At 68.1% G+C, this 17,023-nt stretch carries 13 protein-coding genes; 9 read left to right on the top strand and 4 right to left on the bottom strand.

What is annotated here, in order from left to right; all coding sequences use genetic code 11:
• Window positions 1-70 precede the first annotated feature (70 nt).
• From M2352_RS15555 to M2352_RS15545, 3 genes are all read right to left on the bottom strand, one after another.
• Window positions 71-904, bottom strand: coding sequence for a bacteriohemerythrin (locus M2352_RS15555; RefSeq protein WP_264665484.1), 834 nt, complete (start codon window positions 902-904; stop codon window positions 71-73).
• A gap of 150 nt (window positions 905-1,054) precedes the next feature.
• Window positions 1,055-1,600: a 1,2-dihydroxy-3-keto-5-methylthiopentene dioxygenase gene (locus M2352_RS15550; RefSeq protein WP_264665483.1), complete on the bottom strand. Its 546-nt coding sequence runs from the start codon at window positions 1,598-1,600 to the stop codon at window positions 1,055-1,057.
• Between the two features lie 36 nt (window positions 1,601-1,636).
• Window positions 1,637-2,839, bottom strand: a complete 1,203-nt coding sequence (locus M2352_RS15545) for an MFS transporter (protein WP_264665481.1) — start codon at window positions 2,837-2,839, stop codon at window positions 1,637-1,639.
• Window positions 2,840-3,184: 345 nt separating this feature from the next.
• Here M2352_RS15545 and M2352_RS15540 point away from each other — a divergent pair, with 345 nt between their 5' ends.
• A complete protein-coding gene (locus M2352_RS15540) occupies window positions 3,185-6,079 on the top strand; it encodes a cellulase family glycosylhydrolase (RefSeq protein ID WP_264665480.1) in 2,895 nt (964 codons plus the stop codon).
• 80 nt (window positions 6,080-6,159) lie between these two features.
• On the opposite strand, the gene M2352_RS15535 is transcribed toward M2352_RS15540, so the two are convergent.
• Window positions 6,160-7,638, bottom strand: a complete 1,479-nt coding sequence (locus tag M2352_RS15535; RefSeq protein ID WP_264665479.1) for a lipopolysaccharide biosynthesis protein — start codon at window positions 7,636-7,638, stop codon at window positions 6,160-6,162.
• Between the two features lie 349 nt (window positions 7,639-7,987).
• On the opposite strand from M2352_RS15535, the gene M2352_RS15530 reads away from it, so the two are divergent.
• The 8 genes from M2352_RS15530 (at window position 7,988) to M2352_RS15495 (ending at window position 16,993) form a co-directional block, all read left to right on the top strand.
• Window positions 7,988-9,361, top strand: coding sequence for an exopolysaccharide biosynthesis polyprenyl glycosylphosphotransferase (locus M2352_RS15530; protein ID WP_264665478.1), 1,374 nt, complete (start codon window positions 7,988-7,990; stop codon window positions 9,359-9,361).
• Between the two features lie 139 nt (window positions 9,362-9,500).
• Window positions 9,501-10,775 (top strand): O-antigen ligase family protein, encoded by a 1,275-nt coding sequence (locus tag M2352_RS15525; protein ID WP_264665477.1) that lies wholly within the window; start codon window positions 9,501-9,503, stop codon window positions 10,773-10,775.
• A gap of 32 nt (window positions 10,776-10,807) precedes the next feature.
• Window positions 10,808-11,752: a glycosyltransferase family 2 protein gene (locus M2352_RS15520; protein WP_264665476.1), complete on the top strand. Its 945-nt coding sequence runs from the start codon at window positions 10,808-10,810 to the stop codon at window positions 11,750-11,752.
• Window positions 11,753-11,794: 42 nt separating this feature from the next.
• Window positions 11,795-12,946, top strand: coding sequence for a glycosyltransferase family 4 protein (locus M2352_RS15515; RefSeq protein ID WP_264665475.1), 1,152 nt, complete (start codon window positions 11,795-11,797; stop codon window positions 12,944-12,946).
• A gap of 29 nt (window positions 12,947-12,975) precedes the next feature.
• Entirely contained in the window at window positions 12,976-14,106 is a 1,131-nt protein-coding gene (locus M2352_RS15510; protein WP_264665474.1) for a glycosyltransferase family 4 protein, read from the top strand.
• On the top strand, window positions 14,103-15,026 hold the full coding sequence (locus M2352_RS15505) for a polysaccharide deacetylase family protein (RefSeq protein ID WP_264665473.1): 924 nt from the start codon (window positions 14,103-14,105) through the stop codon (window positions 15,024-15,026). Before M2352_RS15510 ends, M2352_RS15505 begins: the two co-directional genes overlap by 4 nt.
• A gap of 109 nt (window positions 15,027-15,135) precedes the next feature.
• Window positions 15,136-15,429 (top strand): acyl carrier protein, encoded by a 294-nt coding sequence (locus tag M2352_RS15500; protein ID WP_264665472.1) that lies wholly within the window; start codon window positions 15,136-15,138, stop codon window positions 15,427-15,429.
• Window positions 15,430-15,514: 85 nt separating this feature from the next.
• Window positions 15,515-16,993 carry a class I adenylate-forming enzyme family protein gene (locus M2352_RS15495; RefSeq protein ID WP_264665471.1) on the top strand — a complete coding sequence of 493 codons (1,479 nt, stop codon included), beginning with the start codon at window positions 15,515-15,517 and terminating at the stop codon, window positions 16,991-16,993.
• Window positions 16,994-17,023 lie beyond the last annotated feature (30 nt).

Raw genomic sequence — 17,023 nt, 5'->3', positions numbered from 1 at the left:
CGGCAGCCACAATGTTAGGATGAAATCTATAATCGGACGTTAATAAAAATTCCGCTTCTAAGCAGCATAATTACGCATTATTACGACCCAACAGCAACGGGCGGTCGGCACCCACGATGTGGTCGATCAGCCAGAACCGCAGGAAACCGCCGGTCAGCGCGGCCAGATTCACGGTCCCGTTGCTGACCAGCCGGGATACATGCTCCAGTTGCCGTTCCAGCGCCTGATGATGGCGCTCGTGCTGCAGATAGCGGGCGACCGACACGTTGTGGCGGATCAGCGCCTCTTCTTCGACGAAATGCATCTGCAGATCGTGGAGGAGGTGGAGGAGCATGCTCTCCTCCTCCGCCCGCGTCAGGGCGTTGCCGCGGCTCAGCCGGTAGAGCGTGTTGATGCTGTCGGCCAGGGCCCGGTGCTGGCCGTCCACGCGATCAACGCCGGTGGACAGGCCGTCGTCCCACGCGATCAACGCTTCGCCGGGCGACAGGCGCGAACGGGCGGCGACGATGCCGGCATGGGCGGCATCCTGCCGGCCTTCGTGCTGGCACAGCACGGCGTCCAGCGTGTCGGCCACCGTTCCCATGAACCCCGGTGCGCAGTCGCATTCGGACAGATACGCCACCAGACGGTCCATCTGTTCCACCATGGTGTCGTGCTGGCCGGCGTGCTCCGACCAGCCGCCATAGCCGATGGCGCGCAGAATGGTTTCCTCGTGCTGGAAATGGCCGGTGACGTTGCCGACAAAAGCGGTGAATTCCGGTGCCATTTCGGCCCGCTCCGCCCCGGCGTGGCACTGATCCTTCAGGGTGCGGACCTGACGCACCAGGGCATCATGGGACTGGTCGATGAAATCATTGCCGCTGGCTGGAATGGTGGCTTGCTTCGGCGTTGCAATGGCACCCACGCGCTCCCCCGTTCGGCTGAGGCTCTTGCCCAAATTATATACCTACTAAAGCAAGATCTATGAGCCACCGCAACAGCCGGTGGCGGGCTGCGGCGATTGTGCGCAGACGAAGCTATGCGTCCTGATCATCCCTCGGAAAGATTGTAACCTTTATGGACAATATTCCGGGAAACTCCGGGCGATGGGGCTTCCGGTATAGGCGGCGACCCAGCCGTCGGCGCGGGTGAAAAAACGCATGGCGGTGAAATGGGGCCGGGCGCCGATGTCCAGCCAATGGGGGGTCAGGGCCGGCACGCTCAGCATGTCGCCGCGGGTGCATTCCACGGCATAGACGCGCGTGCCGATGTGCAGGAAGAAACACGCCCCACCCTCGACGAAATAGCGGGCCTCGTCCTCGTCGTGGGTGTGTTCGGCCAGGAAACGGGCGCGCATCTCGGCGGCGTTGGCGGAGTCGGGGGTGATGCCGACGATGTCCATGGAGTGATAGCCGCTGCGTTCCATCAGCGCGGCGATGGGGCCGGCGCAGGCGGTGCGCACGGTGCCGGCATCGCTGCCGGCGGGCAGGTCCGCCCCGGCGTCCCAGCGTTCGAAGGCAACCCCGGCCTCGGCCAGCCACGCGGCGACGGTGGCGTGATCGGCTGTCGAACGTTCCGGCGCGTGGGGGGCGTCGTCGGGATAGATGGTCAGGCGGGCCATGAAGACGATTCCTTCGGCAAAATGAGTGACGCAGCGTTACCGCGGCGGCGCCATGCGCCCCAGCGGCCGCGCCACCAGCAGCGCGGCCCCCAGCAGCACGGCGACGAACCCGGCCACCCCCGGCCAGCCGAAGCCGGACCAGAACAGCCCGCCGGCCGTGCCCGCCACGGTCGAACCCATATAATAGCAGAACAGGTACATGGCCGACGCCTGCCCGCGCGCCACCTTGGCCCGTTGGCCGATCCAGCCGCTGGCGATGGAATGGGCGCCGAAAAAGGCGAAGGTGAACAGCGCCAGCCCGGCGGTCATGGTGGGCAGCCACGGCGGCAGCATCAGCGCCACCCCCGCCAGCGTCAGCCCCACCGCCGCCGGCAGCACCCGCCCCTGCCCCAGCCGCCCGGCCAGCCCGCCGAACCACGGCGACCCCACCACGCCGGCCAGATAGACCAGGAAGATGGTGCCCACCACCGCGGGACGCAGGTCGAACGGCGCCTCCGCCAGCCGGAACCCGGCGTAATTATAGACGGTGACGAAGGCTCCCATGGTCAGGAACCCCATGGCGAACAGCCCCAGCAGGCCGGGATCGGCCAGATGGCGGCGCCACGCCTCCATCAGTTCCCGGCGGCCGGCGGCCCGGCGGACGAAGCGGCGCGACGCCGGCAGGCCCGCGGCCAGCCACCCGGCGGCCACCAGCCCCAGCACCCCCACCGTCACCACCGCCGCCCGCCACGACGACACGTCGGCCACCAGCGCCGTCAGCACGCGCCCCGACATGCCCCCCAGCGCGGTCCCGCCGATGTAAAGGCCCATGGTCACCCCGGCGGCACGGGGGTCCACCTCTTCGGCGACATAGGCCATGGCGACGGCGGGCAGGCCGCTCAGCGCCACCCCTTCCAGCGCGCGGACCAGCAGCAGCCAGTGCCAGTCGGGCGCCAGCCCCGCCACGATGCCCAACAGGCCCGACGCCAGCAGGGACGCCATCATCACCGGCTTGCGCCCGATCCCGTCCGACACGGCACCCGCCACCAGCATGGACACCGCCAGGAATCCGGTGGACAGCGACAGGGCCAGGCTGGATTGCGCCGGGCTGACCGCGAAGTCGCGGGCGAATTCCGGCATCAGCGGCTGAACGCAATAAAGCGTGGCGAAGGTGGAGAAGCCCGCGACGAACAGGCTGATCCGCGCCCGCCGGAACGCCGGCGTGCCGGCCTGCAAATAGTCGTTCGTTCCGTCGTCCACCGTTGACTGCTCCCCCCGCGTCCATCCGCCGCACCGGCGATCCGGGGCGCAGTGTGCGGGAAGGGACAGCACCGGGGAAAGGGCGGCGGGCGCAGACCAGCCATCCCCCACAGCCGGCGGCGGCCTCACAGCCCGTGACAAAAAGAGGAAACAAAATAGAGCAGAAAGAGCCGCAATAATGGTCAAACGACACCAACCGTGCCTGAAACAACACAGGCGAGCTTCAATGGTCATAGACCTTTCTTGTCACGGCTTTCTATCCTTCGTCGTATCGTCGGAAAGAATTGGTTAACCAATCCGCCCCAGTGTCGATTGCAGAAATTCAATCGGTTTGGGGTAATCACCATGGCGACGACGACCACCTCTTTGATCGACACCACCTTCACCGTGAACGCGTGGGGGGCAGTTGCCGGCGGTGTATGGCCGCATTTCAAGCTGCTGGTCGATGGGAAGGAGGTGGGGCAGGCCTCCGTCACCTCCACCGCGCAGGGAAAGTACAGCTTCACCGCCCAGGTGGCCGCCGATCAGGCCCACAAGGTCCAGATCGTCTATGACAACGACGATGTGGTGAGCGGGGTTGACCGCAACCTGTTCGTCAAATCCGTCGAGGTGAACGGCCAGACCATGGCCTCCACCGCCTCCACCGTCACGCTGGACAAGGGGGCCATCGACGGCAAGGACGTCATCGCCGGGCAGGAAGGCATGTGGTGGAACGGCGCCCTGACCTTCGACATGAACGCCGGATACTTCAAATCGGCCACCACGCCCACCGTGCCCACGGTGCCCACCGCCCCCGCCATGGGCGCCGGCGAGATCATCGTGAGCGCCTATGGCACCAAGGCCGGCAACATCTGGCCGCACTTCAAGGTTCTGGTGGACGGCGTGGTGATCGGGGAGGCGTCGGCCAGCACCACCGCGGCCAAATCCTACAGCTTCTCCACCAATCTGGCGCTGAACGCCGGCCACAAGGTGCAGATCCAGTACGACAACGACGCCGTGATCAACGGCGTTGACCGCAACCTGTTCGTCGATGCCATCACCATCAACGGCAACAAGGTCAGCCCCACCGCGGCCATGGTCACCATCGACCAGGGGGCGCTGGACGGCAAGGACGTGATCGCCGGGCAAAAAGGCATGTGGATGAACGGCACCATGGTGGTGGACGCGCCATCCACCTATTTCCCCGGCACGGTGACCCCGCCGCCCACCCCGACGCCCACCACCCAGACCGTCATCACCGTCAACGCCAACGCCGACGTGGCCGGCGGGGTGGGCGCGCACTACAAGCTGATGATCGACGGCAAGGTCATGGGTGAAGCCACCGTGTCCAAGGCCTCGACCCAGACCTTCACGCTCGACGGCGTGTCCGCCGATCAGGCCCACGCCATCCAGATCCAGTACGACAACGACGCCACCATCAACGGGGTGGGCCGCAACCTCTACATCAACGGCATCACCGTCAACGGCCACGCCATGGCGCCCACCGACAGCGGCGTCACCTTCGACCGCGGCGCCTTCGACGGCAAGGACGTGATCGCCGGGACCAAGGATCTGTACTGGGACGGCACGCTGGTGTTCAACGCGCCCAAGGGCTACTTCCCCGGCTCCACCGGCGGCGGCACCAACCCGCCGGCCCCGACGACGCCCACCCTGTCGATCGGCGACGCCACCATCATCGAACCGGCGGGCGGTTCCCAGGCCGGCATCGCCGCCGGCTGGCTGTCCACCCAGGGCGGTCAGATCATCGACAGCACCGGCACGGCGGTGAAGCTGACCGGCGTCAACTGGTTCGGCGGCGAGGGGTACGCCTTCGTACCCGGCGGGCTGTGGGCCGACAGCTACCAGCACACCATCACCAAGATGCACGATCTGGGCTTCAACACCATCCGCCTGCCGTGGTCGGATGCCATGCTGGACCAGAAACTGCCCAACGGCGGCATCGACTACAGCCTGAACCCGGACCTGCAGGGTCTGTCGCCCCTGCAGATCTTCGACAAGATCATCGCGGAGGCAGGCAAGCAGGGCATGCGGGTGATCCTGGATCACCACCGTTCCAGCGACGGCGCGTCGGCCAACGAAAACGGCCTGTGGTACGACTCCAAGTACCCGGAATCCAAGATGATCGCCAACTGGAAGATGCTGGCGGCCCGCTACGCCGACAACCCCACCGTGGTGGGGGCGGACCTGCACAACGAACCTCATGGCGTTGCGAGCTGGGGCGACGGGTCGGCCAACGACTGGGCCGCGGCGGCCCAGCGCATCGGCAACGCGGTGCAATCGGTCAACCCCAACCTGCTGATCATCGTCGAAGGGACGGAGATCTACAACAATCAGTGGTACTGGTGGGGTGGCAACCTGCTGGGCCAGAACGCCCGCGACGTGGATTTGAACGTCGATCACAAGCTGGTCTATTCGGTTCACGACTACGTGCCGTCCATGTACATGATGGACTGGTTCAAGGACGCCAACTTCCCCAACAACATGCCGGCCAAATGGAACCAGATGTGGGGCCACATCGTCCAGGACGGCGACGCCCCCATCCTGGTGGGCGAATTCGGCAGCCGCCTGGAAACCGCCCAGGACAAGGCGTGGATGCAGGAATTCATCCAGTACATCAACGGCGACTGGAACACCGACGGCATCAACGACCTGAAGCCCGGCGAGCAGGGGGTGAGCTGGACCTACTGGGGTTGGACCCCCAACTCCGGCGATACCGGCGGCATCCTGCTGGATGACTACAAGACCGTCGATATGAACAAGATCAACGCCATCAAGCCGGCCATGTACACCGGCAGCAGCACCGCCGCCGGCACCGCCACCATGAACTTCACGGTCAAGCTGTCGGCGGCTTCCTCCGACGCGGTGACGGTCAAGTACGCCACCGCCGACGGCACCGCCACCGCCGGGCATGATTACGTCGCCACCAACGGCACGCTGACCTTCGCCGCCGGGGAAACCGCCAAGACCATCGCGGTCACCGTGATGGGCGACAGCGTGACCGAAGGGGTGGAGAGCTTCCGCCTGCTGCTGTCCAGCCCGTCGAAGGCGGCCATCGCCGACGGTACCGGGGTGGGGCTGATCAACGACAGCGGCCAGAGCGTGGCGTCGTGGGTGGACAGCCACTCGGCCAGCGTCGGCACAACCAGCCTGAGCGCCTACGAGAAGGTCACGACCGACAGCGGCGTCGTCTATGTGGACGCCACCGGCCATCTGGTGGACCCGTCGCTGCTGGGAGCGTAAGGGCCGGAAGCAAAAAACGGGGCCGGCGGCGGAAACGCGGCCGGCCCTTTTCCTTATTCAGGGTTTCCAGGGGAAAGGGATCACGCCACCCGCGGCCGCCGCACCAGCCCGGCCAGCAGGGGAAACAGGATGGCGCGCCCGTCGGCCCCCACCCCCGGCCCCAGCACGGCGGCCAGCACGAACAGGCCGGTCAGCGCCACCTTGGCCGCCGTGAACACCGGGTTGACCGCATCGCCGAACAGCAGCATCCCCGCCGCCACCACCGCCACGCCCGGCAACAGGATGGCGGCCAGACGGGCCGCCAGCAGCGGCTCGTCGCCGGGGCACAGACGGCGGCGCACGGTCTCCGTCACCGCAAGCTGGAAGACTTCGCGCCCCAGGTTCGCCAGCGCCGCCCCCATCAGGCCCCAGCGCGCCACCAGCACCACCGCCAACCCCGTGCCCACCGCCAGCGACGCGGCGGAAATCCACGGCAGCACGTTCATGCGCTGGGCCTTCATCAGGTCCACTTCGGGGTGCATGCGGATGCCGTGCAGCACATAGGCCAGCACCAGAAACGGCAGGCACGCCACCACCGGCGCGTAATCGGGAGAGGCGGTCAGCCACACCAGTTCCGGCCCCACCAGCGCCATGCCGGCGGCAGCAGCCGCCAGCAGCACGATGAACAGATGGAACACCAGCCGCGCCTGCGCCGGGTCCACCGCCTCGTGCCGGGATTCCAGCCGGCGCACCGACCAGATCTGCAGGAACGAGGCGGTCAGCAGCATGTAGAGCAGCACCGCCAGCCGCATCCCGAACGAGAACAGCCCCACCGCCGCCGTGGTCAGCAGCGCGTTCAAGAGCCAGCGCATGACGAAGTTGTTGGCGATGTCCAGCAGCGATTGCGGCAGGTAGGGCAGGCCCAGCCGCACCAGCGTGCGCAGCACCGACACCGAGAAGCCGACCCCGTTGGCCCGCAGCATCGCCACCGCCAGCCCCACCCCCAGCACCAGAAAGGCGGTGGCGTTGGCCAGGAAGATCCCCTCCACCTTCAGCCCCAGGCCCAGCAGGAACAGGGCGTTGAGACCCAGCAGCGCCACCGCCTTGACGAACGACACCGCAAGGCAGGCGCCTGACCGCTTGCACGCGCGCAGGTACGCCAGCGCCAGCTCGAACAGGGCGGTGATCGACACGCTGCCCAGCGCCAGCGCCATCAGCGCCGCGTGGGCGCCGTCGCCGAACACCGCGTGGCTGGCGGCCCAGCCGGCGGGCCACGCCAGCGCCACCATCGCCGCCACCGTGGCCCCCAGCGCCAGCACGGCGGTGGACACCACCCGGCGGCGCCCGTCCTCGTCCGCCTGCTCCAGATAGACGACGGTGAAGGCGTTGTTCATGCCGATCATCAGCATCACCGCCAGCAGATCCCCCACCACCCCCACCAGCGCGTAGACACCGAATTCGGTGGGCGTCAACACCAGGGTGTAGAGCGGCAGCAGCAGGATGCCGGCGGCCCGGTTCACGATGTTGGCGATGCCGTAGATCCACCCGTGCCGGAGAATTGTGCCCGCTTCGGACGCCATGGCTGCTCCTTGCTCTCAGCTTTGCCCCCCAAACCTGCTCATCCCTTGGCAGCGCAGCAATGGTGCGTTCGGGGAAGGGTTCATCCCAACCGGACACCCGCCGGGAGAACCCCGGCACCGGGAGTGCGCACCCGGAAGAGCTTTTGCGGGTTCCGCATTGCATCCTTAATTCTTCGTTAACCTTTGCGGCGCGGGTCCATTACCGTACCCATCACCCGAAAGCCGCAGAATTTCTTGCCCTATACTTTTGGGCTATTGGAAAAAAGCGGGACCAACGATGAGCAAAATTGACCCGGATGTGGTTCTCGATCTCGCTCCTCCCCGGAAAATGGCTCTACCGCCCTTGGGAATGAGCTTTCTCCTGGCCCTGTCCGATGGGGTGATCCTGACCCTGCTGGGGTGGATGCTGACCCAGATGGCGGTACCGCTGGCCGCGGGCACCAACGCCGACACCGCGCAACAGGCGCTGCTGGCCGGACTGATGCTGGTGCCGCTGGTCAAATCGGTGTTCGGCATCTACACCGCCACCCGTTTCGACGCCGCCGAGCGCATGCGCCGCACATTCCAGGCGGCGATGCTCAGCCTGGCGGTGCTGATCGTTCCCTTCATCGTGCTGGAGGGTTTCCGCTCCTTCTTCGCCGGCGCGCTGGCGGTGGCGGTGCTGGCCTTCGTGGTGACGGTGGCGGTGGACCTGCTGCTGATCCAGTGCCTGCTGGCCTTCAACCTGCATTGGCGCACGCCGGTGGTGATCGTCGGCGCCGGGCCGCAGGGGGCCGCCATCGCCGAGAAGCTCCAGCGCCTGCCGTGGCTGGGCATGAATCCGGTGGCCTTCTTCGACGACGACGAGAGCCGCTGGAACACGCGGGTGGCCGGGGTGCCGGTGGTGGGGCCGGTGTCGCTGCTGACCCGCACCTCCCCCTATGCCCACCAGGCCCACGCCGCGGTGGTGGCGGAGACCCCGGACGGCACCCGCGACCTGCCGGGCCTGCTGCGCGGGCTGCCGTTCCGCCAGGTGTACTGCATGCTGGGCCAGGGCAACGTCACCGCCATGGACGCCAATTTCCACGACATGTACGGCTCGCCGGCCCTGCGCCTGTCGCTGCGCCAGCCCACCGCGTACCTGCGCATCCGGCGGGTGATGGACGTGCTGGTCAGCGGCATGCTGCTGCTGCTGCTGGCGCCGCTGATGGCCGGCATCGCCATCGCCATCCGCCTGGACAGCCCCGGCCCGGTGATGTTCCGGCAGAAGCGCTGGGCCGGCGGCGCCAAGACCTTCGACGTGCTCAAGTTCCGCACCATGCACATCGACGCGGAAGCGCAGTTGAAGCGCCTTCTGGACGCCGACCCGGTGCTGCGCGAGGAATATGCGACGTATCATAAGCTGAGCTACGACCCCCGGATTACCCCCATCGGGCGCTTCCTGCGCAAGACCTCGCTGGATGAGCTGCCGCAGCTCTGGAACATCCTGATGGGCGACATGAGCCTGATCGGCCCGCGCGCCTACATGCCCCGCGAACTGCCGGAGGTGGGGGCGGCGGCGGCGGTGATCGGCACCGTGCGCCCCGGCCTGACCGGGTACTGGCAGGTGTCGGGCCGCCACCGCACCAGCTTTCAGGAGCGGGTGGCGATGGATGTGTTCTACGTCCGCAACTGCGGCCTGCTGTTCGACTTCACCATCCTGTTCAAAACCGTGTTCGTCGTCCTGAAGGGCGAGGGGTCGTAACACCCTCATAGACCCAAGGAGCCGGGCGGGGTGTTCATGGCACTACCCCGCCCGCGCGGCTTACCCGGCCCGTGCGCGGCGCGCCATTCTGCCTCTCACAGGCCCATCGTTTCACGGGAAACAGGAGCGGCGGTTCCCCATGCTGTATCTGTCCCAGACAGTGGAAAAGGCGCTTTCCATCTTCGTGCTCACCGCGTTCGGCGGCACGGTGCTGCCGGCGCTGCTGATGAACGGCGGCGCCCTGCCCGCCGATGCGGACGAAGGCGGGGCGGTCATGCTGTTTTACGCCGCCGTCTATCTGGTCATCATCGCCCTGGTGATGAACCGCCCGCGGCTGGCGGTGCAGGTGCCGCTGATCAGCCCGGTGCTGACGGCGCTGATCCTGCTGGCCGGCCTGTCGGCGGTGTGGTCGCTGCACCCCGACATCACCGTGCGCCGGACCATAGCGCTTTTGTTCACCACCACCTTCGCCGTCTACATGGGCCTGCGCTGGAGTCTGGCGGAGGCGCTGTCGCTGCTGGCGACGGCGCTGGGCGGGCTGATCGTGGTGTCCTATGTCTTCATCTTCGCCATCCCCGCCATCGGCATCGACCATTTCCTGCACGAAGGGGCGTGGAAGGGGGTGTTCTGGCAGAAGAACGTCACCGGCCGCATGCTGGTGTGGTTCTTCCTGTCCACCCTCTGGCTGCTTCTGAACGGGCATATCCGCGGCAGCTTGCGCACCGTCACCTATGGCGTGCTGGCCATGGGGCTGGTGATGCTGCCGCTGAGCCAGTCGGGCACGGCGCTGTTGTCCACCTTCCTGGTGGTGGGCGTGCTGCTGCTGGCCCGCGGCCTGCGGGGGCGGCGGGACGTGCTGGTGCCCATGGCGGCGCTGCTGGCCTTCGGGCTGGTGGTGGCGGTGCTGCTGACGGCGGTCTTCACCCGCGACATCCTGTTCGCCCTGGGCCGCGACATGACGCTGACCGGGCGCACCGAATTGTGGGACCACACGCTGGGCGACCTGCGCGCCCATTGGATGGGCGGGTGGGGCTATGCCGCCTATTGGTGGGGCAGCAACGGGCCGGCGGCGGTCTACACCGACGGCTGGGGCATCAATTCCGCCCACAACGGGTGGATCGAGGTGATGCTCGACATGGGCCTGCCGGGGCTGGTGCTGATGACGCTGCTGATGCTGAAGCTGCTGGCCGGCGGCGCGCTGGCCGCCCGCTACGGCGACCCGCGGAACGAGACGTGGTGGGTGCTGGCGGTGGCCTTGGGCCAGTTGGCGATCTCCATCTCCGAAAGCCTGTTCATGGAGCGTCATTCCCTCAACTGGGTGGTGTTCGTGATCGGGGTGGTGCGGGTGTCGCTGCTGTGGCGGGCGGGATTGTGCCTGTCGCCGCACCGCGGGCCCGAACGCCTTCCCGCCTGATCCGCCCCTTTCCCTCAACAGACAGGAAGATCATGGCAACGCCTCATTCCCCGTCCGCGGACCGGGTGTCGGTGGTGATCCCCACCCGTTTCCGCCCCGATCTCGTAATGCGTGCGGTCGCCAGCGCGCTGGCCCAGACCCACCCGGCCATCGAGGTGATCGTGGTCATCGACGGCCCCGATCCCGACACCGAAGCGGCCCTGTCCGCCATCGCCGATCCGCGGCTGAGCGTGCTGGTCCCCGCGGCCAACGGCGGGGCGGCGCGCGCCCGCAACCGGGGCGTGGAGGCGGCGACGGGCCGCTGGGTCGCCTTTCTCGACGACGACGACCACTGGCATCCCGGCAAGATCGCCGCCCAGTTGGCCGGGGTGCCCGCGGACATCCCCTTTCCCATCATGAGCTGCCGGTGCGAGGTGGTGACCGCGCGGGGCACCTTCGTCTGGCCGCGGCGGCTGTCCGGGCCGGGCGATGGGATCGGCGATTATCTCTTCGTCCGCCACGGGCTGTTCAAGGGGGAGACGTTCGCCCCCACCTCCACCCTGATGGCGCCGCGGGACCTGCTGCTGCGCCACCCGTTCCCGGTGTCGCGCTTCGACGATTGGGAATGGCTCATCACCGCCGGACGGATCGACGGCTGCGCCCTGGTCACGGTACCCGAGGTGGGATGCGTCCATTACGCCGAATCCAACCGGGTCACGCTGTCCACCTGCCACAATTTCGACCATGCGCTGGAATGGGCGGAATCCATGCAGCCGCACCTGTCCCCGCGGGCCTACGCCGCCCTGCTGCTCCAGGCCATGGGGGGCGAGGCGGCGGCGCGCACGGCCGGTGCCCGGATGCGCATCCTGCTGTCGGCGCTGGCCCATGGGCACCCCAGTGCCGTGGGCATGGCGACGTTCGCACTGCATTCCCTGATGCCGGTGTCCCTGCGCCGCCGGGTCCGGCGGGCGGTCTATTCCGCCTCCTCCCCCGCATGACCATTCCCGCCTGACTTTTTCTGTTTTCAAGGACGACCAGCGATGACCGAACGCGACGAATCCCCCCGTGCCGTCTTCGCCACCCCCGGCGGCGTGGACGGGGGCGGCATGGGGCGGGTGACCGGCTATATCGTGGACCAGTTGCGGGCCACGGGGTACGACCCGGTGGTTCTCGACACCCGCGGCGGCGGCCATGTGGCCTTGTCCCCCTTCTATCTGGCGGCGGCCCTGGGCCGGCTGGCGGCGCTGGCCCTGGGCCGGCGGGCGGGGGTGGTGCACATCAACGTGTCGGAACGGGGCAGCGTGGTGCGCAAGGCGGTGGTGCTGGCCGCCGCCCGCGCGCTGGGCGTTCCGGCGGTGATGCACCTGCACGGGGCCAACTTCGTCGAGTATTTCGAAAGCGGTGCTGCCGCCCGCACCCTGTCGCGCTGGCTGTTCACCCGGTCGGACCGGGTGGTCGTGCTGGGCGACGGCTGGCGCGACTATCTGGTGCACACGGTGGGTGTGCGTGCGGACCGGGTTCATGTGCTGCACAACGCCGTTCCTGACATCGCCCCCACGCCCGGCCCCACCCTCGACCCGCCGGAGGAGAGCGGGCGCCCCTTTCGCCTGCTGATCCTGGCGAACCTGTGCGAGCGCAAGGGCATCGGCACCGCGCTGAAGGCGGCATCCCTGCTCAAGGCCCAGGGGCTGCGCTTCCGTCTGCTGTTCGGGGGGGCGGGGGATGTGGAGGGCTATACCCGCATGGCCCGCGACCTGGGCGTCGGCGCGGAGGCCGAGTTCCTGGGCTGGGTCACGCGGGACCAGGCCCATGCGCTGATCCGCTCCAGCGACCTGCTGCTACTGCCCTCCACCCACGAGGGGCTGCCCATGGTGATCCTGGAGGCGCTGTGCGCCCGCCTGCCGGTGGTGACCACCCCGGTCGGCTCGATCCCCGAGGTGCTGACCGACGGGGAAACGGCACGGATCGTGCCGGTCAATGACCCCGAGGCCCTGGCCGGTGCCGTGGCCGCCCTGACCGCCGATGCCGGAGCCCGCGCCCGTCTGGCCGCCGCGGGCCGGCGGCTGTTCGAACAGCTTTTCCAGATCGAAGGCTATTGCCTGCGCCTTCAGGCCATCCACCGCGCCGCCGCCGGGGGGGTGTCACCGGGCACCGCCGACCGCCCGTCCGCCGCCTACAGCGGTCCACGCTGATGCCGATGCCCCGAGGGAAGGAAAGAACCATGATCTACATCGTCACCCCCGGCGGCACCCGTGAAAAGGGCGGCATGGGGCGGATCGTCGACAACTTCACCAGCGACTTGCAGGCCAACGCCCCCGACGTGGCCTTCACCGTCATCGACACCTACGGCCCCGGCCGGTTCTGGCGCATGCCGTTCCATTTCGCATGGGCCGTGCTGCGGCTGACGGCGGCGTGCCTGAGCGGACGGGCCGAACTGCTGCACGTCCACATGGCCGATTACGGCAGCGTGCTGCGCAAAGGCATCATCGTGGCGCTGGCGTCGCTGTTCCGGGTGCCGGTGGTGCTGCACCTCCACGCCGGGCGCTTTCCCGAACAGATGGAACGCGCCGGCCCGCTGACCCGCCGGGCCATCGCCTGGGTCATCGGGGCGTGCAGCGAAGTGGTGGTGCTGGGGGATTACTGGCGCCAGTTCACCACCGCCACCTTCCCCAACGCCCGCCGCATCACCGTCCTGCCCAACGCCGTTCCGGGGCCGGCGTCGGTGCCGGACCGCCCGGCCGCCGGGCCCGTGCGCCTGCTGTTCCTGGGCCGACTGATCCCGATCAAGGGCGTGAACGTGCTGCTGGACGCCCTGGCCTCCCCCGCCTGCCGGGACCGGGACTGGACGCTGACCATCGCCGGGGACGGGGACCGCGCCACGTACGAGGAGCAGGCCCGGCGGCTGGGGCTGACGGACCGGGTAACCTTCACCGGCTGGCTGACGCCCGAGCAGTGCCGCGGCCATCTGGCGACCGCCGACGTGCTGGTCCAGCCCTCCCTGTTCGAAGGGCTGCCCATGGCGGTGCTGGAGGCTATGGCCCATGGGCTGGCCATCGTCGCCACCCGCGTGGGCTCGGTGCACGAGGCGGTGACGGACGGCGGCTCCGGCCTGCTGGTGGAACCCGGAGACGCCGCGGCCCTGGCCGCAAGCCTGGAGCAGGTGCTGGACGACGCGGAGCTGCGCGCCGCCCTGGCGGCCGAGGCGCGGCGGCGGTTCGAGGATCAATACGACATCGCCGCCTACCGCGGGCGGCTTTTGGAGATCTACCGCCGCAACGGGCTGCCCCCACGCGCCCATCCGGCATCCCCCCTGCCCCGCCGTCCCGCCACCATCGGGGAGCGTGAACCATGAGCACCAAACACCTTCTGGGGCCGCTGATCCTTGGCCTGGGCCTGGACCGTCTGATCCGGCGCCTGTGCGCCCGCCGGCGGGTCACCATCGCCATCTATCACGACCCCGAACCCGACGTCCTGCGCACGCATCTGGCGTACTACGCCCGGCACTACCGCTTCGTCACCCTGGACGACGTGGCCGAGGCGCTGGAAAGCAAGCGGTGGGACCGGCTGCCGGATTACCCGCTGGTGGTCACCATCGACGACGGCCACCGGGGCAACCTGGAACTGGGAACCCTGCTGCGGCACTACGGGATACGCCCCACCATCTATCTGTGCAGCCGGGTGGTCGGCACCGCGCGGCCCTATTGGTGGAAGACGCCGGCAGCCCGGAAGCTGGGGCCGGAAAGCCTCAAGCGCCTGCCCGACGCCGAGCGCCGGCGCCGTCTGGCCGAGGCCGGCAGCGATCCCGACGCCGACGCCCCCCATCCACAGGCCATGACATGGGAAGAGGCGGACGCCTTTGCCGCCATCGCCGATTACGGAGGCCACACCCGCCACCACCCCATCCTGCCCCGCTGTGGCGATGCCGAGGCCGCCGACGAGATCGGCACCTGCAGGGACGAGGTGGAAGCGGCGCTGGGACGCCCCTGCCGCCACTTCGCCTATCCCAACGGCGATTACGGTCCGCGGGAAATCGCCCTGCTGCGCCGTTTCGGCTACCGCACCGGGCGGACGGTGGAACCGGGCTGGAACGGCCCCGACGCCGACCCGTACCAGTTGAAGGGCTTCCCCATCTCCGACGATGCGTCCGTTTCATGGCTGGCGGTGCAACTGACCGGCCTGCCGGCGGCCCTGCGCATGCTGAAGGCGTCGTGGCGGCGAAAGGCAACGGACAAACAGGCGAGTGCAGGCATCACAATGGCTAACCCATCGTAACCCCGCAGGGCTTGACCTTTGCTCCCTCGCAAAAAACCCCGTGCGATGCAATAAACAATACAACCATCCCGACATTCCAAAGACCATCCACTCAGGAGGCCGGTTCATCATGCTTACCACCATTGGGCAGGAGATCTCCGTGTCGGCTGTTCACACCCAGCAAATCCGCAGTTTCATCGTCGATAACTTCCTGCTGGGGCGTGATTCCGGCTTCGACAATGATGAATCCCTGCTGGAAAGCGGAATCATCGATTCCACCGGCATCATGCATGTGGTCGCCTTCCTGGAAGAACAGTTCGGCATCACCATCGAGGATGAGGATCTGGTGGCCGACAATCTGGATTCCGTCGCCCGCATCGCCCGCTTCGTCGGGTCCAAGCAGTTGCTGCGGGACGCGGCGTGACGCTGCCGGAGGCTTCGTCCTCCGGCCCCCACCAAGGGGCCACAGGCCCTTGGAACCCATCAATCAACCATGATGAGAGCGGGCTATGGGGTTTCTGGCGCATCACTTCCTGGATGAGACGGCGGAACGGCGGGCGGATCACACGGCGTTGATCGCGGGGGGACGGGGGGTCAGTTTCGCCGCCCTGGCGCGGGCCAGTTCGGCGGCGGCGGGGGCCTTGGCCGCCGCCGGGGTGGGCCGAGGCGACCGGGTGGCGGTGATGCTCGACAATTCCGCCGATTACGTCATCGCCCTCTTCGCCATCTGGAAGGCGGGGGCCGTGTATGTTCCCGTCAACCCCACCACCAAGCCCGACAAGCTGGCGTTCATCCTGCAGGATTGCGGGGTGAGGATGGTCTTCGCCCCGCCGGCCCTGGCCGATGCCTGCCCGGTGCCGGTGCTGACCGTGGCCGATGCCGTGAACGGCACCCCCCGGGCGTTGGAGGCGGCGGGGGTGATCGACCAGGATCTGGCGGCCATCCTCTACACCTCCGGCACCACCGGGCGGCCCAAGGGGGTGATGCTGACCCACGCCAACCTGTGCGCCGTCACCCGTTCCATCGCGCAGTATCTGGAGAACACCCCCGACGACGTGGTGCTGAGCGTGCTGCCGCTGACCTTCGGCTATGGGCTGTCGCAGGTGATGACGGGGGCGCTGGTGGGCTTCACGCTGGTGCTGGAGCGCTCCTTCGCCTTTCCCGCCGACACGCTGAAACGGATGGTGGAGCACCGCGTCACCGGCTTTCCCGGCGTGCCCACCGTGTTCTCCACCCTTCTGCAAATGCCGGCGGCCAAGGCGGCGGATCTGTCCAGCCTGCGCTACATGACCAACGCCGCCGCCCCGCTGCCCAGCGCGCATCTGGCCCGGATATCCGAGATGTTTCCCCAGGTGCGCTTCTTTTCCATGTACGGGCTGACCGAATGCAGCACGCGGGTCTGCACCCTCGACCCCGGCCAGTTGCCGGCCCGCATCGGCAGCGTCGGGCGGCCCATTCCCAACTGCGACGCCTATGTCGCCGATGCGGCGGGCAACCGGCTGCCGCCCGGCGCGGTGGGGGAACTGGTGGTGCGCGGGTCCAACGTCATGCGCGGCTATTGGAACCTGCCGGAGGAAACGGCCAGGCGCCTGCGTCCCGGTCCCGACGGCACCCCGCTGCTGCGCACCGGCGATCTGTTCACCGCCGACGCCGAGGGCTTCCTGACCTTCGTCGCCCGCATGGACGACGTGTTCAAGTGCCGCGGTGAAAAGGTCAGCCCCAAGGAGATCGAAAGCGTCCTGTGCGAGCTGGACGGCGTTCTGGAGGCGGCGGTGATCGGCGTGCCCGACCCGGTGGACGGCATGGCGGTCAAGGCCATCGTCGTAGCCCGCCCCGACGCCGTGCTGAGCGAGGCCCACGTCCGCCAGCACTGCCGCGCCCGGCTGGAATCCCATCTGGTGCCCCGGCACGTTGAGTTCCGCGCCGACCTGCCCAAGACCGACTCCGGCAAGGTCCGCCGCGCGGCTCTGGCCGGCGGCGACGGGTAATCCCGCCCCGTCCTCCCCGTCAGCGAACCA

It is taken from the genome of Azospirillum fermentarium (assembly GCF_025961205.1).
In the GTDB taxonomy this organism is placed as follows: Bacteria; Pseudomonadota; Alphaproteobacteria; order Azospirillales; family Azospirillaceae; genus Azospirillum; species Azospirillum fermentarium.
Note: the sequence above shows the minus strand (reverse complement) of the source record. Positions and strands in the feature narration are given on the sequence as shown.

Coding starts and splice junctions, on each gene's coding strand:
- M2352_RS15540 (WP_264665480.1), top strand. CDS start 3,185: ATGGCGACGACGACCACCTCTTTGATCGACACCACCTTCACCGTGAAC.
- M2352_RS15495 (WP_264665471.1), top strand. CDS start 15,515: ATGGGGTTTCTGGCGCATCACTTCCTGGATGAGACGGCGGAACGGCGG.
- M2352_RS15530 (WP_264665478.1), top strand. CDS start 7,988: ATGAGCTTTCTCCTGGCCCTGTCCGATGGGGTGATCCTGACCCTGCTG.
- M2352_RS15535 (WP_264665479.1), bottom strand. CDS start 7,638: ATGGCGTCCGAAGCGGGCACAATTCTCCGGCACGGGTGGATCTACGGC.
- M2352_RS15500 (WP_264665472.1), top strand. CDS start 15,136: ATGCTTACCACCATTGGGCAGGAGATCTCCGTGTCGGCTGTTCACACC.
- M2352_RS15550 (WP_264665483.1), bottom strand. CDS start 1,600: ATGGCCCGCCTGACCATCTATCCCGACGACGCCCCCCACGCGCCGGAA.
- M2352_RS15520 (WP_264665476.1), top strand. CDS start 10,808: ATGGCAACGCCTCATTCCCCGTCCGCGGACCGGGTGTCGGTGGTGATC.
- M2352_RS15515 (WP_264665475.1), top strand. CDS start 11,795: ATGACCGAACGCGACGAATCCCCCCGTGCCGTCTTCGCCACCCCCGGC.
- M2352_RS15525 (WP_264665477.1), top strand. CDS start 9,501: ATGCTGTATCTGTCCCAGACAGTGGAAAAGGCGCTTTCCATCTTCGTG.
- M2352_RS15505 (WP_264665473.1), top strand. CDS start 14,103: ATGAGCACCAAACACCTTCTGGGGCCGCTGATCCTTGGCCTGGGCCTG.
- M2352_RS15510 (WP_264665474.1), top strand. CDS start 12,976: ATGATCTACATCGTCACCCCCGGCGGCACCCGTGAAAAGGGCGGCATG.